Here is a 16141-nt window from a genome sequence, read left to right as displayed (position 1 = left end):
TTCATTTATAAAATAAATATTCATATATGAAATCAGCTTGTTACATACTGTCTTTATATGGAAGAGCCTCTTTTACAGTAGCTGGTGTAAATTTACTCGCCTTGCGATCTACTTCATAAGCAAAGATGTATTTAGCCGAAATATAATAACAGATACCTGCGGCAAAGTAAGCAGGAATGCCAGCTGTGATATAGTGAAACCATCCACTTGCTGCGTCAAGAAGCGGGTTATACAGCAGCCAGTAGGCAGCCGTGCCGGCAATAAAACTTGTAATAGCAGAGGGATTCACTCCGCGCCAATAAAAATAGTTGCCGTTTGTATCGTACAGGTCACGAATGGATACTTGCTGTTTTTTAACAAAGAAAAAGTCTGAAATCACGATTCCGCCAAATACAGCCATAATATAAGAAATAATTGTAATGAAAGAATTAAACGCGTCATAGAAGCTGGAACTGAGCAGCAACAAAACAGTCGGGATAGCCGTTGCCATAGCAAAGGACCACGATTTCTTGGGCAGAACGGTTTTGAAGCTGATCGCCTGGGAGTACATTAAAAAAATAACCGCCGTTAAATTACCGAGTGTAAGCAGGACAAGCCCAATTAATCCAATCCATGTGCCGCCGATTGCAAACATCCAATCTGTTGGATCAAGAGAAGCTACAACCAGCGCCGTAAGCGCTCCCAAAATGGCAGCTACGTTTACGAGAACACCGTAGCTTAAAAAGCCTGCTTTGTAGGCAGCCTTTTCAGTTTTTGCCAGCCGGCTGTATTGGCCGAGGTAAGGAAGCCAGGAAAAACCCAATCCAATATTTAATTCAAGAGCAGTTGCGAACGAACGAGAATGCTCTTCATATGGTTCAGCAGGATTTAATGCAAAAATTTTATCGAGACCCTGTCCTACTAGTAAAATAGAGATTAATCCGAACATCACTAATAAAATGGCTGGCACACCAATTAAATTAAATTTACGGATAACGAGCGGACCTTTAAATGTAACGAAAAACGCAACAGCAAACAATAGAATAGCAAAGAGCGGCGCCCCTGTTGTTCTTGTTGTAAAAAACTCAGGAAGATGAAACAGGCTAGCAATTTCTACAACTGCCTGGCCGGCCATGAAAAGAGCGACTGACATATAACCGATTGTTAATACCATAAAAACAAAATAAAAAATATTGGACCCCAAATAACCAAGCGAGCTACGGAAACCAATAAAAGTATCCACCCCGTAGCGGGCAAAAAGAATAGTGATGGGTACAATCAGCAAAACCGGCAAGGCATTTCCGAATAAAATGGTCGCCATGGCTTCTTTTGCGCTGACGATCATGCCTGTATAACCGCCAACAAGCAAACAAAAACACGAAACACCGATGCCAACCTGGATCAATACCAGATCCCAGAGACCGAACACCCGGTCATTTTTCTGAGCGGGAAGAAAGCCAAAAGCGACATCTTTGGAGATAGCTGATTTCTCGTTACTCATAATTTACCTCCTGACAGTTTTTCATTTTAGTTGTATAGTAAAAAATAAAACTTGCATTCAAACAATGACACTTATTAAAAAAGAACGATCGCGCCAACAATAACAAATGAACCGCCTGCATCCATCAGCTTCATTTTTTCAATTCGAGTGTTTGCTTCTTCAAAGTCATTAATCCGGCTGTGAAGATCTGTGTATAAATTTTTGATAAATGGATTCTGGGAATTCATATTTTCTTGGATAAAACTTTTCTTGTTCAAATAATTCACTCCTTCTTATGATCGATGTTTAACTAATTGCAAGTATTGTACCAAGCGAAAATTGCAGTAAAATAGCCATTTAAAAACAATAGTCAGATTCATTTTCGAAATATTAATTCAATTTTGAAATGTCATTTCTCTAGTCAATTATCATTTTTATAAGGATGTGCATGAAATGAAGAGTAACCAGTTTGTATCCTCCCCTTCAGCAGACACGCTTCACCAAACGATACATGCGTTAAAAACCATGCTTCTATCCATTTATAATGAAATTCTTATCACCGATATAAACGGTATTATTTTAGAAAGGGCCGGCAGCATTAATGGATTGTGGGAAGCCTCCCCTCATCAGATGGTCGGCTCCAGCCTGTTAGAGCTCGAAAAGAGAATATTTCTTGAAGAGCCCTCAATGAAAGACCTATTAAAGAAAGAAAAGACTTCTACCCTGCAGACATCCTGGAATGGCAAGAAAATACTGATGACTATTATTCCGGTATCGACTGCCGATAAAAGTGAATTACTCATATGGGCGCTCAGAGATCTTAATGAGGATCGACTAAAAGAAGCCAGTGAAACAGATTTAAATAACATGGCTGCAGCAAAACTTGCTTCTCCACTTGTCGCTCACAGCCCGAAGATGATCGATGTCCTTCATACAGCTGAAATGGTATCCGTGGTATCCTCCACTGTTCTATTGTTAGGTGAATCAGGGGTAGGCAAGGAAGTGATTGCGAAAGCGATTCATGAAATGGGGTCTCGGAAAAATGAACCATTCGTGGCAGTTAATTGTGGCGCAATCCCTGAAAACCTACTAGAAAGTGAATTATTTGGATACGAAGAAGGTGCTTTTAGCGGGGCAAAAAAGAGCGGCGCACGCGGAAAATTCGAAATCGCTGATAAAGGCGTTCTCTTTCTCGACGAAATTGCTGAAATGCCGCTTGGGCTGCAAGTGAAATTATTGCGGGCCCTTCAAGAAAGAGAGATCACTCCGCTCGGGGATCTCAACCGAAAAAAATTGATATTCAAGTGATTGCAGCTACAAACAAGTCGCTGGAGCAAATGGTAGAGGACGGCAAATTCCGAGAGGACCTTTATTACCGTTTGAATGTTGTTCCCATTCATATCCCTTCACTAAGAGAGAGAATCGAGGAAATTCCTCATTTTATTTATTATTTCACTCAAAAGTATAATCAGATGTACCGGAAGCAAATTAATATCCTTCCCGATGCCGTTGACCTGCTGTCTATCTACCCATGGCCTGGCAATGTACGGCAGCTTGAAAATATGATCGAACGTATTGTTGTCACAAGCAGAAAAACAGAAGTAGATGCCCCTGCCATTCATCATCTTATCCCTTGGAAAAAAGAAATCGTTAAGGCACCTCCTGTTTTTGAGCAGCTTATGCCTTTACAGGAAGCGATAGATTTTGTGGAAGAACAGCTTATTACAATGGCCATGGATCAATATAAATCAGTAAAGCTGGCTGCTAGGGTACTGGACATCAGCCAGCCGACAATGAGTAGAAAATACAAAAAAATACGAGAAAAAATTCACCATGCCAACCTTTCTCCCTCCAATAAAAGAAGGATTCTTGAAGAACAATTGGATAAGCGGCTGCGTTCCATTGCTATTGTCACAGCAGCTATTATTCAGCCGGAAGAAATTGTTCAATTAAAAACGAATGTATCCCCTCCAATCCGGCTTATCAAAAGCTGCAAAAAAAACTGACCATGATTCAAGAGCAAGAGGGAACCATTCAATGGGTATACATTTTCGAATTTTTAGATGATAAGAGGATGCTTACGCTTGTGGCTGATGAAGGGTTCGTTATCCAGCCGGGTGAAATTTATGAAGGTCCAAGTGAAATCATGGAAGTGGCAACTTCAGCAATGAATGGAGAAGCGACTGTCACATCAGTATATGAAGACCGCTATGGAAAATGGAAAACTAGCTTCGCCCCTATTACAGATGAGACTGGAAGAGTGGTGGCGCTTATCGGATATGACTATAGTAAAGCCTATATTGATTCAATGTTAAAAAAAATGGGCGATTTATTAAATATTTCAATATGATTGATGAATGCATTTCTCCGAGTTTAAAGAAAATGGCAGCTGGGAATGATATTGGCAAAGGAGGAGTGAAATGAGAAAATTCATTTACTTATTAGCCGTTATGACAATTATGCTATTAATAGCAGCTGGTTGTGGATCCAAAAAGGAAGAGGCAGCTGAGCCTGCTTCAACAAACACAGATGAGCCTAAAGAGCAGGTAACGACGAAAGAAGAAGAAGAAGAGGCAAAGGAAAAGGAAGAAGAAAAACCTGCTGATCTGCCGAGCGGTCTTGAAGAAGTATCCATTTCTCTAAAAGAGCTGCAGGGCAACGTCGATACCGTGCCACAAAATGCTGAACAGCTACAAACTACTGGCAAAAAGGTAGAAGAAAAATGGGATGATATTGAAGAACAAGTGGAAGAGAACTATCCAGACGATTACAAAAACATTGAGGACAGCTTATATCCGCTGATTGATGAAACGAAAAAGGACAAACCCGATGCTGAAAAAATGAAACCTTTAATTAAGGAAACTGTAGAAAAAATCAACACTTTTAAAGAAAAGGTATCATCCTCTTCTTAAGACACTTTCCTATAAAAACAAAGCCTGTCCAATCACATAACGAGTATTGGACTAGGCTTTATTTTTATTTGGAAGCTTGTTCTGCTGCTTGAATAACCGTTTCTACATAATACAATGCGCCTTATATAGTCAGGCTTTGGCTTTCATAGATTGGCCTTGTGACCGGCAATATGAGCATCGCTCTTTTCTCACTGCTTCCAATCGTCTTCAGACTGCCAACAAATCATTACTATGACTTCCTCTTCGCCACGTCTCACTTTCTTTACCATGACTGTGCGATCTACAAATCCAGGCTGCTTTTCGACGATGCCTTCACAGCTGAATCGTTCTACCACTTGCTTGGAATGGCCCTCAATTGTTTTAATCGTTCTCATTTGAACAAACACATGAATCGTTTCCAATTAAAATATTTCTCCCTGTTTTAATTGATAATGATTTTCATTCCTGATATTTCATCTCTATTTTTCTCAAAAAGAAAATTAAAACGTTGAAGCTGTCAGCTCTTTTCCTTTTCCAGCAAAACAGTGAACAGCCGGCCAAATCTTCTTAGAGAAAAGTTGCTATATTTTTGCTTTTCATATTGCCCCTTCACAAATTCTAAAAACTTAGGGGATATTTGTCTGGAAGCAATGATAGGATAATAAAGCCTATAGGCTTCTTTTAAATGCTCCCATCGTTGATCATTTCCCGGTTTGACGTATTCTGAGACATCGATCAGCTTTACTCTATTTTCCTGCAAGATAATATTTTTCAAGTGAATATCTCGTGGGTTTAACCCTGCTTTCCTCGCCTCACTTATTGCCTGGTCAACTTGTCCAATCACTTCGGGAGAAATATATGTTCCTGTTACGAGACAATCATATAGGTGAATTCCTGGTTCAAAACTAATCACAATAAATCGGCTTCCTGAACCATAAAAAACAGGGAAATATGGCAGTCCGGCAAGCTTCTCATAGGCACGTACTTCATTCTCCTTCTTGTGCTCTTTTCCCTTAGCATACACTTTAAAAGCATATTTCGGATTAAGGGAGTGAACAAACACGGCGGCGTCAGTTCCTTCCCCGATACATCGCAATTTATCGGGGACACTCCTGACCTTTACGGGTACATTCCCTTCACCTGCTTGTACCTCAATTTCTTCAATTAATGGAATGGCATCTTTCCAATGAAATTCTTTCACAGGATATTCTCTTCACCCTTTCACGCTATTGCTATCTAACAACGATTATTTTCTTCCCTATTCTTGTAAGTATATGCAGCAACTCTTTTCTGTTATCATACAATCATGTTATTTTTAATCATCTTTGCCTTTTTTTCGGCTACTTACTCATACGTACAACAAAAGAAAAAGTTCTCTAAAAATTACTCTAATGAACTATAACAGCCAAATTTCTTTGTCAGATAAAAATCCCCTGCAACTAATGAACGATTACAGGGGACTCTCATCTTTTATTCTACTAATTTAGCTTTCTTTTGTTGTTCCTCTGTTAATTTCACACCGAGAATATCAGCTGTTTTCTTGTTAACAACTAGCTCCAGGTTCTCAGGAACACCTACTGGAATTTCACTTGGCTTTTTGCCTTCAAGGATTTCAACAGCCATTTTTCCTGTTGAGTAGCCAAGATCATGGTATTCAAATCCGTAAGAAGCAAATCCGCCCCGTTTGACTGAATCACTTTCTCCGACAAATGCTGGGATCTTCTTGGCATTTGCTACTGTAATGACTGATTCTAAGGCAGAAACGACCGTATTGTCTTTTGGGATATAAAGGACATCCGCTCGTCCAACAAGCGTTTCAGCTGCTTGTTTTACTTCTGAACTGGCGGAAACTGTTACTTCTACCGGCTCCAATCCGTTTTCTTTCATCGCTTCTTTTGCTTTATCCACATTAACAACGGAATTCGGTTCCCCCGAATTATAAATCACGCCTACTTTTTTCGCATCAGGGAAAAAGTCTTTAATAGAAGCAATTGTATTTTTAATGGCCTCCGGGTGTGTATCAGATGTGCCTGTTACATTGCCTCCGGGTTCTTCCATACTTTTAACAAGCTTGGCACTTACAGGATCTGTAATTGCTGTAAAAAGAATAGGAATATCTTTCGTTGATTGTAAAGCTGCCTGCGCGCTCGGTGTAGAAATAGCTAAGATGAGGTCATTTCCATCATTAACAAGCTTTTGCGCAATGGTCATGTTATTGTTTACATCTGCTTGGGCGTTCTGATAATCAAGCGTTAAATTTTTCCCTTCTTCATAACCAGCATCTTTTAAAGCTTCGATAAATCCTTCCCTTGCCCCATCTAAAGACGGATGCTCAACGAGCTGTGTAATTCCTACTTTTGCTTCTTTCTTCTTTGGCTCGTCCCCATTTTCAGAGCTGCCGCCGCTTTCCTTGTCACCCGAATTACAGGCCGTCAATACGAGCAGCAAGCCGAGCAGTACTACCATTAGCCACTTTTTCATTTGTTCTCCTCCTAGGCTGTCCAAACAATTTTATTTTTTAAATATTTTGTCTATTTCGATAGTACCATGCCTTTAAGGGTGGAGACAATAATTAATTTAAAGTAACTATTGGAATTCATCCGATAAGCCCCTGTGAAACGAACAGGATGATGGTAATCATTCCAATAAAAAATCCTCATCTGAATAGATGAGGAGAATACCTATCTTTCTCATACTGACTTATGAAGGAATCTTGCTATAGAAAGGCTTTTCTGCCATCTTGATAGATTCTGTAGGACAGCCTTCAAACGCCTCTTCTGCGTCATCAACCAGCTCTTCAGGAATTTCCGCTACGCCTTCGTTATCATCTAAAACTACATAGGCAACTCCTTCCTCGTTATAATCAAACACATCCGGCGCAGACGCTCCGCATGCCCCACAGGCAATGCAAGTATCTTGGTCAACCATTGTATACTTTGCCATTTAATCGCCCTCCTCTTGTCATAACCTAAAGGCTTTAGGTTCTTATCTCACAGTTGAAAGCAGGGAAAGAAACAGATGGCAGCAGAATGTTGTCCGTTTTCACCTCATACAGCCCATGAGGAACTAACCGGAGACCCGGAAGAAAATCGCATGTTAAAAACAGCAAAGTGTATAAAATATCGTGGAAAGGAAATCCGCGCTCCTGCATGGCCGCCAATAACTGATTATGATAGCCTACTGCCGTATCAAATGAAAAGTCCGTTGTCATCATCCCTGTAAATGTCAGCGGAATTTCCAACACCACCTCGTCGCTATCAACGATGACTATTCCACCTCCTATTTCATGCACCCTGGCTGCTGCCTTTGCCATTGATTCATGATTTCTTCCAATGACAAGCAGCTCAGTTGTTGTATTGTAAGTGGACGCCAAACCATCCAAATCGACCGCAAATCGCTCAAGAACTGCTTTGGATACCCACTCGCCGTCTCTATCCATTAACACAGCTTGCACAAGTCCATCATGATTAGATAAGTCTGCACAGCCGCTGACAGAAGGCAATTCTGTATCTTTTCTCTGTGTAATCACGTTGCTGCGGAAATACACAACGGGCACAGGCTCACTCGGAAACATATGCGGGTACCTGTATAAATTTGTGTTCTCCAGTCTTTCTTTGGAGAAGGCGAATGGTTCTCTGACTGCATACTCATTCCAATCGATTTCTGGCATCTCCACTTGTAATTCTCCGTGTTCAGCTACTACTTCCCCACGGGCAATGACTACATCCGGACGGAAATCAACCAGATCCGGGAGAAGAAGAATATCCGCTTTTCTTCCGGGAGCGATCCCGCCAATGCACTCATCAAGGCGTAAATAGGTGGCCGCATTGATGGTAACCATCTGAATAGCCTTCATAGGTGGAATAAAAAGAAGGCAAAACTGCACTGGCAGCTTTGCCCTCGTAATAAAATACATAGAATTTATATAAGTTTTAGCGCTTCCGAAATAGGCACACCTCCTGAAACAAGATCGAAAGAACGATTAAACGTATGGCCTTCGCTAAGTGAAGCGACTACTGTTCTAGCTACATCCTCGCGTGGGATCGAGGCGCGTTCCAAGTTCTCCGCGGCTGCTACTTTCCCCGTCCCCTTTTCATTCAGCAACCCGCCCGGACGAATAATTGTGTACGTCAGGCCGCTTGATTGCAGTACTTTATCTGCGTAATGTTTTGCTACATAGTATGGTTTGATCGCTTCGTTCCAATTCTCTCGGCGGTGAGCTTGAAGGGCGCTTACCATAATAAAACGGCTAATGCCGGCCGCCTGGGCAGCCTCAATCGTCTTCACCGCTCCATCGAGGTCAATCAAAAGCGTCTTATCCCAGCCGGTTTGTCCACCTGAACCAGCAGTGAAAATAACTGCTTCACAACCTTTTGCTGCCTCTGTGATTTCTTCCACACTTCCCTCAAGATTCGCCACCGCCGCTTCTACCCCAGTCTTTTCAAAAGACTCAGCCTGCTCCTCACTTCTTACCAATGCTCGTGCAGTATGTTCTTCTCTTTCTTGAAGAAGCTCGACAACCTGCCTGCCAATTTGGCCATTCGCTCCTATAACTAGTACTTTCATTCACGCATCTCCCTTCCCTTTGGGTTTATTGTTCCAAAACACAGAAAATCAATCAATTTTAACGCTCGGGTCTACCGCTTTTTCTGTTACTGATTATAAAGAGAAAAATACAGGCCACTCAATAAAAGAGTGGCCTTAAGGTCAGGATACTAACTTTAAACCGACAGCAGCTCCAAGTACCATCACGATGAAAACAATTCTTCTCCAATCTTTCGATTCGCCATACAGCAGCATCCCTAAAATTGCACCGCCGGAAGCGCCAATACCTGTCCAAACAGCATAGGCTGTCCCCATTGGCAATGTTTTCATAGCTAAAGCGAGAAAGAGGAAGCTTGCGGAGAAGCCGACTAGCATAAGAACGAACGATTGCCAGTTTTTATGTTTGTGGAGGCTATTGATCATCGCTACACCCGTCATCTCAAAGATACCCGCAAGTACGAGATACAACCAGCTCATGAGGCTCGCTCTCCTTCCGCTTCATCTGTAACAAGCTTCAAGCCGATTACCCCGACAAGCAGCACAACAACCAATACCAGTTTTGCCACTTTGACCGGCTCCCCGAAAAAGATGATTTCTGATAGAACAGTTCCTGCCGTTCCCATACCAACAAACACAGCATACACCGTGCCAACCGGCAATTTATTTCCCGCCGCGATTAATAAATAAAAGCTGACGAGAATAGCCACCGCCGTTCCTGCCCATTCCCACATATTGTCGGCGTGCTTTAAACCAACCACCCAGAATACCTCAAAAAAAGCAGCAATGAATACTTTTATCCATTCCTTATTCATTCGTTCTCCTCCCTTTCAAAAACAGAAAAACCCGAAAGATTCCACAATTATATCGTGGCAATCTCCCGGGCTTTTATCCCTCCGTGTCACAGAAAGACTCTGTGTGCCTTCTCTCGGACCAGACCGGACGCATCCGCGGAACCCTAGAAAACATGGATTATTTAAGTAATTATGCTTTTAACTCTAGCAACAAACGGTCGAATGGTCAATCATTTTTTGGAAGAGATCATGTCGGCTCAGGCATTCCCTTCCAACCTTTTTTATCATCATCTTCAATAATGCCAAGTGTAACGTCTGCAACTTCTGGTTCCCGGAGCAGCCGGTCCATGACTCGGAACTTAATATCGTCTGCTTGTGCAAGCGAGAGACCTTTTCTCAGTTCGACAATGCCATCAATGTGATAAACTCGGCCTTCCTGAATAATGCGCATTTTGTAAATATCGACTACGTCAGGATCAGCCAGCAGCATATCCGCCATTTTATTTTCGACTTCCTTCGGGGCAGCGACACCGATTAGGCCGACCATGTTATCATAGCCAACACGAAAAGCAACGAAGACCATCAATAAACCAATCAATATCGTAATGGCACCATCTGCGGCGAGCAAGCCAAAAAATTGTGCCGCTACAATACCGATTAAGGCAAGAAACGCTCCAGAGGTTGCTACTAAATCCTCATAAAACACTAGCCGTGTAGCAGGAGACGCTTTGCCGACGTTTTTAAAAGCGGTGACAAGAATATTTCCTTTTTTCTCTACACGTGCTTCTTCAGCAATTTCTTTCATCGCTTTGAATAAAATAAATCCATCGACAGCAATCGCTGCAACGAGCACAAAAAAATTCAACAGAAAATCAGATGATTCCGCTGGATGCTTTAACAGCTTCCAGCCCTTCATGATCGTTTCATAAGCCATAATCGTTACGACAATGACGGCGACCATACAAAAGATATTAATAAGCCTACCAAAGCCAACTGGAAATCTTTTGGATGGCTTCATTTCTGCTAAGGCGCTGCCAAAGTAAACAAACCCCTGATTAACGGCATCCGCCAGCGAATGCATGGCAGATGCAAACATCGTGCCGCTTCCACTAAAGGCAGCGGCCACTCCTTTTAAAATAGCAAGTACTGTATTTCCGATAGCCGCAATGCCCGACGACGTATTTCCCTTTTTCAGCAATTGAACAAACCCCATATTTCGCCTCCTTATTTTTTATTGATTTACCCCGAATCCCCCGTTATTTATCCATTAAATTATAAAATGGCCTTTGTTACGGCATAACAGTTATTCCCCATTAGATTCTCAGCAGAGGCAGAGTGAACAAAATAAAAAACCCTGGAGATTATACATTATTATGTTAATCTCCAGGGGTTTTATTCTTCGGACTATCTAACAATGATTACACTTTGAAACGACTGACAACTTCCTTCAATTCTCCAGCAATATTGTTCATCCGCTCGGTTGATAAGGCGACTTTGGTCATTTCTCTCTGCTGTTCAGTAGCTGAAGCGCTGACCTGTTCAGCAGAGGCGGCTGTTTCCTCTGAAATGGCCGATACACTCTGAATCGATTCAATGGCCTGCTCTTTAAATTCCATCATTTCCCTTAACTTCGCAGATAGTTGAACAATTGATTCACCAAGTTGGTTGGCTAGCTCAGCATTTTCCTTAAATGAAGATTCTGTATTGGAGACAGATTGATTCTTCACTTCCATCAATTCAATGTTTTTGGCAATAACAGCAACCGTTTGCTTGGATTCTTCTAATATTTCATGGACAGTTTTTTGAATAACGTCGGTCTCTTCGCGTGATTGCTCCGCTAACTTCCTTACTTCCTCCGCGACAACGGCAAAGCCTTTTCCATGTTCACCGGCACGGGCCGCTTCAATGCTGGCATTTAAAGCAAGCAAATTCGTCTGGGCTGTAATGCCGTGGATCGAAGCAATGACAATATCAATGTTCGCAATCTTTTTGGATAATGCCTGAATTTGCTCTTGCACTTTTTCATTCATTCTATCTGTATCTTCGTTGTGCTCCCGCAGCAATTTGACTTGTTTCATTCCTTGTTCAGTTGACTGTCCCGACTGTGCTGACAGCTGATTGATTTTATCGGAAAGAGTTGCCAATGCATCGATTTGTGCAGACAAGTCAGCCATCCGTTGGTTAGCATCCTCTGTGTCTATTGACTGCTGTGAGGCACCCTGGGCAATTTCATCTATGGCAACCGCCACTTCTTCACTTGCAGCCGAAACCTCTTCAAATGCCTGATGTACTTGGGAAGTAGAATCATTCAATTCTACAGAGGAGCCCTTAACAACATAAATCGCTTCATTTGTTTTATCGAGCATATCATTAAAGGCAGAGGCCACCAGCCCAATCTCATCCTGACGAATGTGTGATGGGTCTACTTTTTGTGTTAAATCACCGGATGCGGCTGTTTCAATCGACTTCCTCAAGTAAGTTAAAGGCTTCAACTGTCTGTGAATAAACAGAGAGGAAGCAGCGGCCATTAAAATAATCATTAATACTGCCGCTATAATTGTTAACAGTAAAATGGCATTAAACGTTCGTAAAATACTAGACTTGGGCACAACCGTCTGAACAGACCAAATCTCATCTATTCCTTCAACTGATACAGGAGCAAACGTATTAAATGCTTTTTCCTTCAGTTGCTTTGAATCGACATATAAAGTCGAGACCTTTCTCTCTCCCAAATCAGACCGAACCTTCTTCCAATCTAATGCTTCTTCCATGTTTGTTCCAATTAATTTTTCGTTGATACTGTTCGCTACTACAAAACCTTGATCAGTGACGATACTTGCATAACCGCCGTCCGGTTTCATGCTTTTCACTGCGTCATTCAAGAACTCAATAGAAAAGTCAGCTGTCATGACTCCAATAAATTTATTTTCTTTTGAAAATAAAGGCACAGAAATGGTTGCCATTGGAATGGTCTGGCTTCCAGCCTGGTAATCATATGGTTCCGTTAAAACTGGCCGTCCCTCTTTCTTAGGGATTTGATACCAGTCTCCATCCCCTTCTGTTTCGTAACCATTAATCGCCTCGGTATGAATAGTATCTCCTTCTTTATATAAATAAGGGATGAAACGATGCTGCTGATCAATAAACGTTTTATTCACCGTATTTTCAATAGGAACTGCATTGCTCTCGAGTATGAGTCCCATCCCAAAAATACTAGGATTTTCAGTAAGATTCTTCTTGACCATTTGCAAAGCAGATTGAGCTGTCATCTTTTTTTCATCATTTAAAGCTTCAAACATATGCTTTGCAGTCATTAAGGTTTTGCTCGTGTGTTCAAAGCGCTGGCTCAGACCAGCTGCGTACAGTTTCGCATGTTCATTCGCATACTCTTCGGAATCTTTTACGCTTTTGTTGTGTAACATGGTATTCGTTACAATAGAATACACTACAAAAAGTAGTAAAAATAGCCCGATAATTAATCCGGATAATTTCCAAGCAATGCTTTTTGTTTTTTCATCCGCTTCTCTCCCTTTCTCATAAGATGTCCCCTTGATTTAATCGGCTTAGTCCAATAATAGTTAAGATATTTAATTAATTTTTTACAAAAATGCGCGAAAAAAGTACTATTTGGATATTCCAACCATTTTTTGTTGAAATTCTTTTTCTTCCATAAGTCTCATTCGAGATATAATGTAACAAAAGATCATAAAAATACATTTTTTTCCTGAAAGGAGAATGAGATGAAACAGTTATTAAAATGGGGAATGTATATCAGCTTTCTCTTATTGATTGCTGGGTGTACAGAAGCGGAGAAAAAACAAACGCCCTCAAGCACGAGACTTACCATTGAGCCTTATAACCTAATCGAAAGAGAAAAAGAGCTAATCAGCAAAACAGGAGCGGATCACATTGAATTTTTTAACTTAAATGGCACATTGAAAAAAGGAGACGACATCCAATATACAGTTGTTTTGTATAAGGACGGAAAATTTGAACAAAATATGCTCGTCTCGTCCGGCGAAATAAAACACGCATTCCGGGATAAAATCATCTCTTTTGGCACAAGTGACTTAGACAGTGAAAAGGGTTTCGTCAAACTGCTTGAAGGATTACCAGATGGCTTGGCTGCAACAGTATTTGAACACAAGATGACGGCCTGGTCATTCAACAGTTTGATTCATGAAAAAATCACTTTAAAGAAAGACAAGCCCGTTTATCTAGCCGGCTGGTCTGGTACAACTAAAAACAGCATGGGCTCTCTCCACAGTGACCACGGGGAGCTGCCTCGAGGGCTGAAAGAAACAGAAATCGCTTTACTCTATAAAGTAGAATGGACGAATGCACAGAAAAAAGACCTCACCGATTAAGAAAAATCTCTCATCATTTCACCTTTTTTTGCAAAATAGTTGAAAAATAACGAAACCTTCTTTTATAAATATTCGTACTACCTTTTGTGAGAAGGAGGAATTTTTAATGAATAACCACGAAATTGATTATAAGATTTATGGCGATGATATGCAGTTTGTCGAAGTCGAGCTTGACCCGCGCGAGACAGTTATCGCAGAAGCAGGCAGCTTAATGATGATGGAAGATGGAATCGAAATGGAAACGGTCTTTGGTGACGGTTCATCTAATCAAGGCAGTGGATTAATGGGCAAGCTGCTTGGCGCCGGTAAACGGGTGTTAACCGGAGAGAGCTTGTTCATGACGATGTTTACAAATGAGGGACAAGGAAAAAAACATGTTTCCTTTGCTTCTCCCTATCCGGGCAAAATTATTCCAATGGACCTGAGTGCGCTAAATGGGAAAGTTATTTGCCAAAAAGACGCTTTTCTGGCAGCGGCAAAGGGCGTATCTGTCGGTATTGAATTGCAGCGCAAATTGGGCGTGGGCTTCTTCGGTGGCGAAGGTTTCATTATGCAAAAACTTGAGGGTGACGGCATGGCGTTTGTTCATGCTGGCGGGACAATTCATCAAAAAACATTAGCCCCAGGTGAAGTATTGAAGATTGATACTGGCTGTCTAGTAGCCATGACAAGTGACGTTACTTACAATATTGAAACAGTACGCGGTGTGAAAACCGCTCTATTCGGTGGCGAAGGGCTATTCTTTGCTACACTCCGCGGCCCAGGAACAGTCTGGATTCAGTCGCTTCCATTCAGCCGTCTAGCCAGCCGTGTCTTCGCTGCGATGCCGGCAGGTACTGGCGGCAAAGATGAAAGTGGAATCGGTGGATTATTTAAAATGTTTAGCAACGATTAATCGGCGAAAATGGCTGCTCGATCATTTGATTAGCCTCTAAGCTGGTTTATCTAAAAGGAAAAAGGTTTCCGAAAGAATATTTTCCGGAAACCTTTTTCCTATTTTTATCTGTGATTACAGGCCATTTTTTATTGCCTTGGCTACCATAACAGTCCGCTTTGCTTGATGCTTTACAGCTTCCTCAACATCTTCTTTCATTTTCCCTTCCTGATCCACGGAGACTGATGTACCATAAGGATTTCCACCTGCAGCAAATACTGCTTCTCCAGTGTAGCCAGGCGCTGCGATGATCGCTCCCCAATGATACATAGAGGTGTATAATTGCAGGATTGTTTGTTCTTGTCCGCCATGCGGATTTTGAGCAGATGTCATTGCACTGACTACTTTGTTCGCTAATTTTCCTTTAGCCCATGCTCCACCGGTTGTGTCCAAAAATTGCTTCATTTGACCGGGTACATTTCCGAACCGGGTCGGAACGCTAAAGATAATGGCATCTGCCCATATAAGATCGTCCACTGTCACTTTAGGAACGTCCTTTGTTTTTTCATGGTGAGCTTTCCAGGCTGCATTTGATTCAATCGCCTCTGGTGGAGCGATTTCCGGCACTTTCAATACTTTTACGTCAGCACCTGACGCTTTGGCTCCTTCTTCCGCCCATTTAGCTAACTGATAATTTGTACCTGTTGAACTGTAATAAACAATCGCTGTTTTTACATTTTCCATTCTTTTGGTCCCCTTCCTAGCTTGATTCTGGATCATACCAGACACTTTACCGTGTGGGCCTATTTCCAGATAGCTATTCTCAAAATTACCCTTCTCATAAACGTCTAAAACGGCCCTATTCAAAAGATTTGATAATAAATATCTCTCCTAAAGGCCATTCAAAATAACCTTTACCCTCTTTTATTTTACAGACAAAGCAGTTCCTTCGTTGCATTTTCTATTTTGTCAGTTATGCTATTATTTGGAATTAGAAACATAGATTCCTATAGAAAGAGAGGTGAAAACTTGAAAACACTTCGACTTCCCGTGCTGACCATTTTGATTTTTCTAGCCTGCAGTCCCTCGGCTTTTGCTAAATCCTATACCATTGATAAAGTCGACATTCGCGCATGGATTCAACCAAATGGCGATTTGCTTCTCAACGAGGTATTTAAGTATACGTTCAAGGGGAATATAGCCGAGTAAGACGT

17 protein-coding genes, 4 pseudogenes and 1 riboswitch are annotated in these 16141 nt (G+C 41.6%); of the genes and pseudogenes, 7 read left to right on the top strand and 14 right to left on the bottom strand.

What is annotated here, in order from left to right; translation table 11 throughout:
• Positions 1-40: 40 nt before the first annotated feature.
• Complete coding sequence (locus CJ483_RS15105; protein WP_120035993.1) at positions 41-1480, bottom strand: purine-cytosine permease family protein; 1440 nt, start codon at positions 1478-1480, stop codon at positions 41-43.
• 74 nt (positions 1481-1554) lie between these two features.
• On the bottom strand, positions 1555-1737 hold the full coding sequence (locus CJ483_RS15100) for a hypothetical protein (protein WP_120035992.1): 183 nt from the start codon (positions 1735-1737) through the stop codon (positions 1555-1557).
• A 175-nt stretch (positions 1738-1912) separates the two neighbouring features.
• Between CJ483_RS15100 and CJ483_RS15095 the strand changes: the two are divergent.
• The 4 genes and pseudogenes from CJ483_RS15095 to CJ483_RS15080 all read left to right on the top strand — a co-directional run.
• Positions 1913-2799: pseudogene (locus CJ483_RS15095) on the top strand (sigma 54-interacting transcriptional regulator); the annotation flags it as partial.
• Complete coding sequence (locus tag CJ483_RS15090; RefSeq protein ID WP_481747745.1) at positions 2797-3465, top strand: AAA-type ATPase lid domain-containing protein; 669 nt, start codon at positions 2797-2799, stop codon at positions 3463-3465. The pseudogene CJ483_RS15095 and the gene CJ483_RS15090, both read left to right, overlap by 3 nt.
• Before the next feature lie 2 nt (positions 3466-3467).
• Positions 3468-3809: a hypothetical protein gene (locus CJ483_RS15085; protein ID WP_120035989.1), complete on the top strand. Its 342-nt coding sequence runs from the start codon at positions 3468-3470 to the stop codon at positions 3807-3809.
• A 70-nt stretch (positions 3810-3879) separates the two neighbouring features.
• Positions 3880-4371 (top strand): hypothetical protein, encoded by a 492-nt coding sequence (locus CJ483_RS15080; protein WP_120035988.1) that lies wholly within the window; start codon positions 3880-3882, stop codon positions 4369-4371.
• Between the two features lie 146 nt (positions 4372-4517).
• Here CJ483_RS15080 and CJ483_RS15075 read toward each other — a convergent pair.
• The 11 genes and pseudogenes from CJ483_RS15075 to CJ483_RS25815 all read right to left on the bottom strand — a co-directional run.
• A pseudogene (locus CJ483_RS15075) lies at positions 4518-4757 on the bottom strand (antibiotic biosynthesis monooxygenase family protein); the annotation flags it as partial.
• A gap of 110 nt (positions 4758-4867) precedes the next feature.
• The gene (locus CJ483_RS15070) at positions 4868-5551 is read right to left on the bottom strand and encodes a serine/threonine-protein kinase (RefSeq protein ID WP_120035987.1); all 684 of its coding nucleotides are present in this window, start codon (positions 5549-5551) and stop codon (positions 4868-4870) included.
• Between the two features lie 269 nt (positions 5552-5820).
• Complete coding sequence (locus tag CJ483_RS15065; RefSeq protein WP_120035986.1) at positions 5821-6831, bottom strand: ABC transporter substrate-binding protein; 1011 nt, start codon at positions 6829-6831, stop codon at positions 5821-5823.
• A gap of 219 nt (positions 6832-7050) precedes the next feature.
• Positions 7051-7293, bottom strand: a complete 243-nt coding sequence (locus CJ483_RS15060) for a ferredoxin (RefSeq protein WP_120035985.1) — start codon at positions 7291-7293, stop codon at positions 7051-7053.
• A gap of 34 nt (positions 7294-7327) precedes the next feature.
• Positions 7328-8221, bottom strand: a pseudogene (locus tag CJ483_RS15055) (adenine deaminase C-terminal domain-containing protein); the annotation flags it as partial.
• A 50-nt stretch (positions 8222-8271) separates the two neighbouring features.
• Positions 8272-8916, bottom strand: a complete 645-nt coding sequence (locus tag CJ483_RS15050) for an SDR family oxidoreductase (RefSeq protein ID WP_120035983.1) — start codon at positions 8914-8916, stop codon at positions 8272-8274.
• A gap of 141 nt (positions 8917-9057) precedes the next feature.
• Positions 9058-9372, bottom strand: a complete 315-nt coding sequence (locus CJ483_RS15045) for a DMT family transporter (RefSeq protein WP_120035982.1) — start codon at positions 9370-9372, stop codon at positions 9058-9060.
• Positions 9369-9707 carry a DMT family transporter gene (locus tag CJ483_RS15040; RefSeq protein WP_120035981.1) on the bottom strand — a complete coding sequence of 113 codons (339 nt, stop codon included), beginning with the start codon at positions 9705-9707 and terminating at the stop codon, positions 9369-9371. The genes CJ483_RS15045 and CJ483_RS15040 overlap by 4 nt, the downstream gene beginning before the upstream one ends.
• Positions 9708-9767: 60 nt before the next feature.
• A riboswitch (guanidine-I (ykkC/yxkD leader) is annotated at positions 9768-9865 on the bottom strand.
• A gap of 68 nt (positions 9866-9933) precedes the next feature.
• The gene (locus CJ483_RS15035) at positions 9934-10899 is read right to left on the bottom strand and encodes a cation diffusion facilitator family transporter (RefSeq protein WP_120035980.1); all 966 of its coding nucleotides are present in this window, start codon (positions 10897-10899) and stop codon (positions 9934-9936) included.
• 205 nt (positions 10900-11104) lie between these two features.
• Entirely contained in the window at positions 11105-12052 is a 948-nt protein-coding gene (locus CJ483_RS25820) for a methyl-accepting chemotaxis protein (RefSeq protein ID WP_481747744.1), read from the bottom strand.
• Positions 12050-13108: pseudogene (locus CJ483_RS25815) on the bottom strand (PDC sensor domain-containing protein); the annotation flags it as partial. The pseudogene CJ483_RS25815 and the gene CJ483_RS25820, both read right to left, overlap by 3 nt.
• 318 nt (positions 13109-13426) lie before the next feature.
• Here CJ483_RS25815 and CJ483_RS15025 point away from each other — a divergent pair.
• Both CJ483_RS15025 and CJ483_RS15020 read left to right on the top strand, forming a co-directional pair.
• On the top strand, positions 13427-14053 hold the full coding sequence (locus CJ483_RS15025; RefSeq protein WP_120035978.1) for a hypothetical protein: 627 nt from the start codon (positions 13427-13429) through the stop codon (positions 14051-14053).
• 106 nt (positions 14054-14159) lie between these two features.
• On the top strand, positions 14160-14948 hold the full coding sequence (locus CJ483_RS15020) for a TIGR00266 family protein (protein WP_120035977.1): 789 nt from the start codon (positions 14160-14162) through the stop codon (positions 14946-14948).
• Positions 14949-15062: 114 nt separating this feature from the next.
• Here the strand turns inward: CJ483_RS15020 and wrbA are convergent, their stop codons facing one another.
• On the bottom strand, positions 15063-15671 hold the full coding sequence (wrbA, locus tag CJ483_RS15015) for an NAD(P)H:quinone oxidoreductase (protein WP_120035976.1): 609 nt from the start codon (positions 15669-15671) through the stop codon (positions 15063-15065).
• A gap of 285 nt (positions 15672-15956) precedes the next feature.
• On the opposite strand from wrbA, the gene CJ483_RS15010 reads away from it, so the two are divergent.
• Positions 15957-16136 carry a hypothetical protein gene (locus CJ483_RS15010; RefSeq protein WP_120035975.1) on the top strand — a complete coding sequence of 60 codons (180 nt, stop codon included), beginning with the start codon at positions 15957-15959 and terminating at the stop codon, positions 16134-16136.
• Positions 16137-16141: the final 5 nt, after the last annotated feature.

It is taken from the genome of Bacillus sp. PK3_68, assembly GCF_003600835.1.
In the GTDB taxonomy this organism is placed as follows: domain Bacteria; phylum Bacillota; class Bacilli; order Bacillales; family Domibacillaceae; genus Pseudobacillus.
Note: the sequence above shows the minus strand (reverse complement) of the source record. Positions and strands in the feature narration are given on the sequence as shown.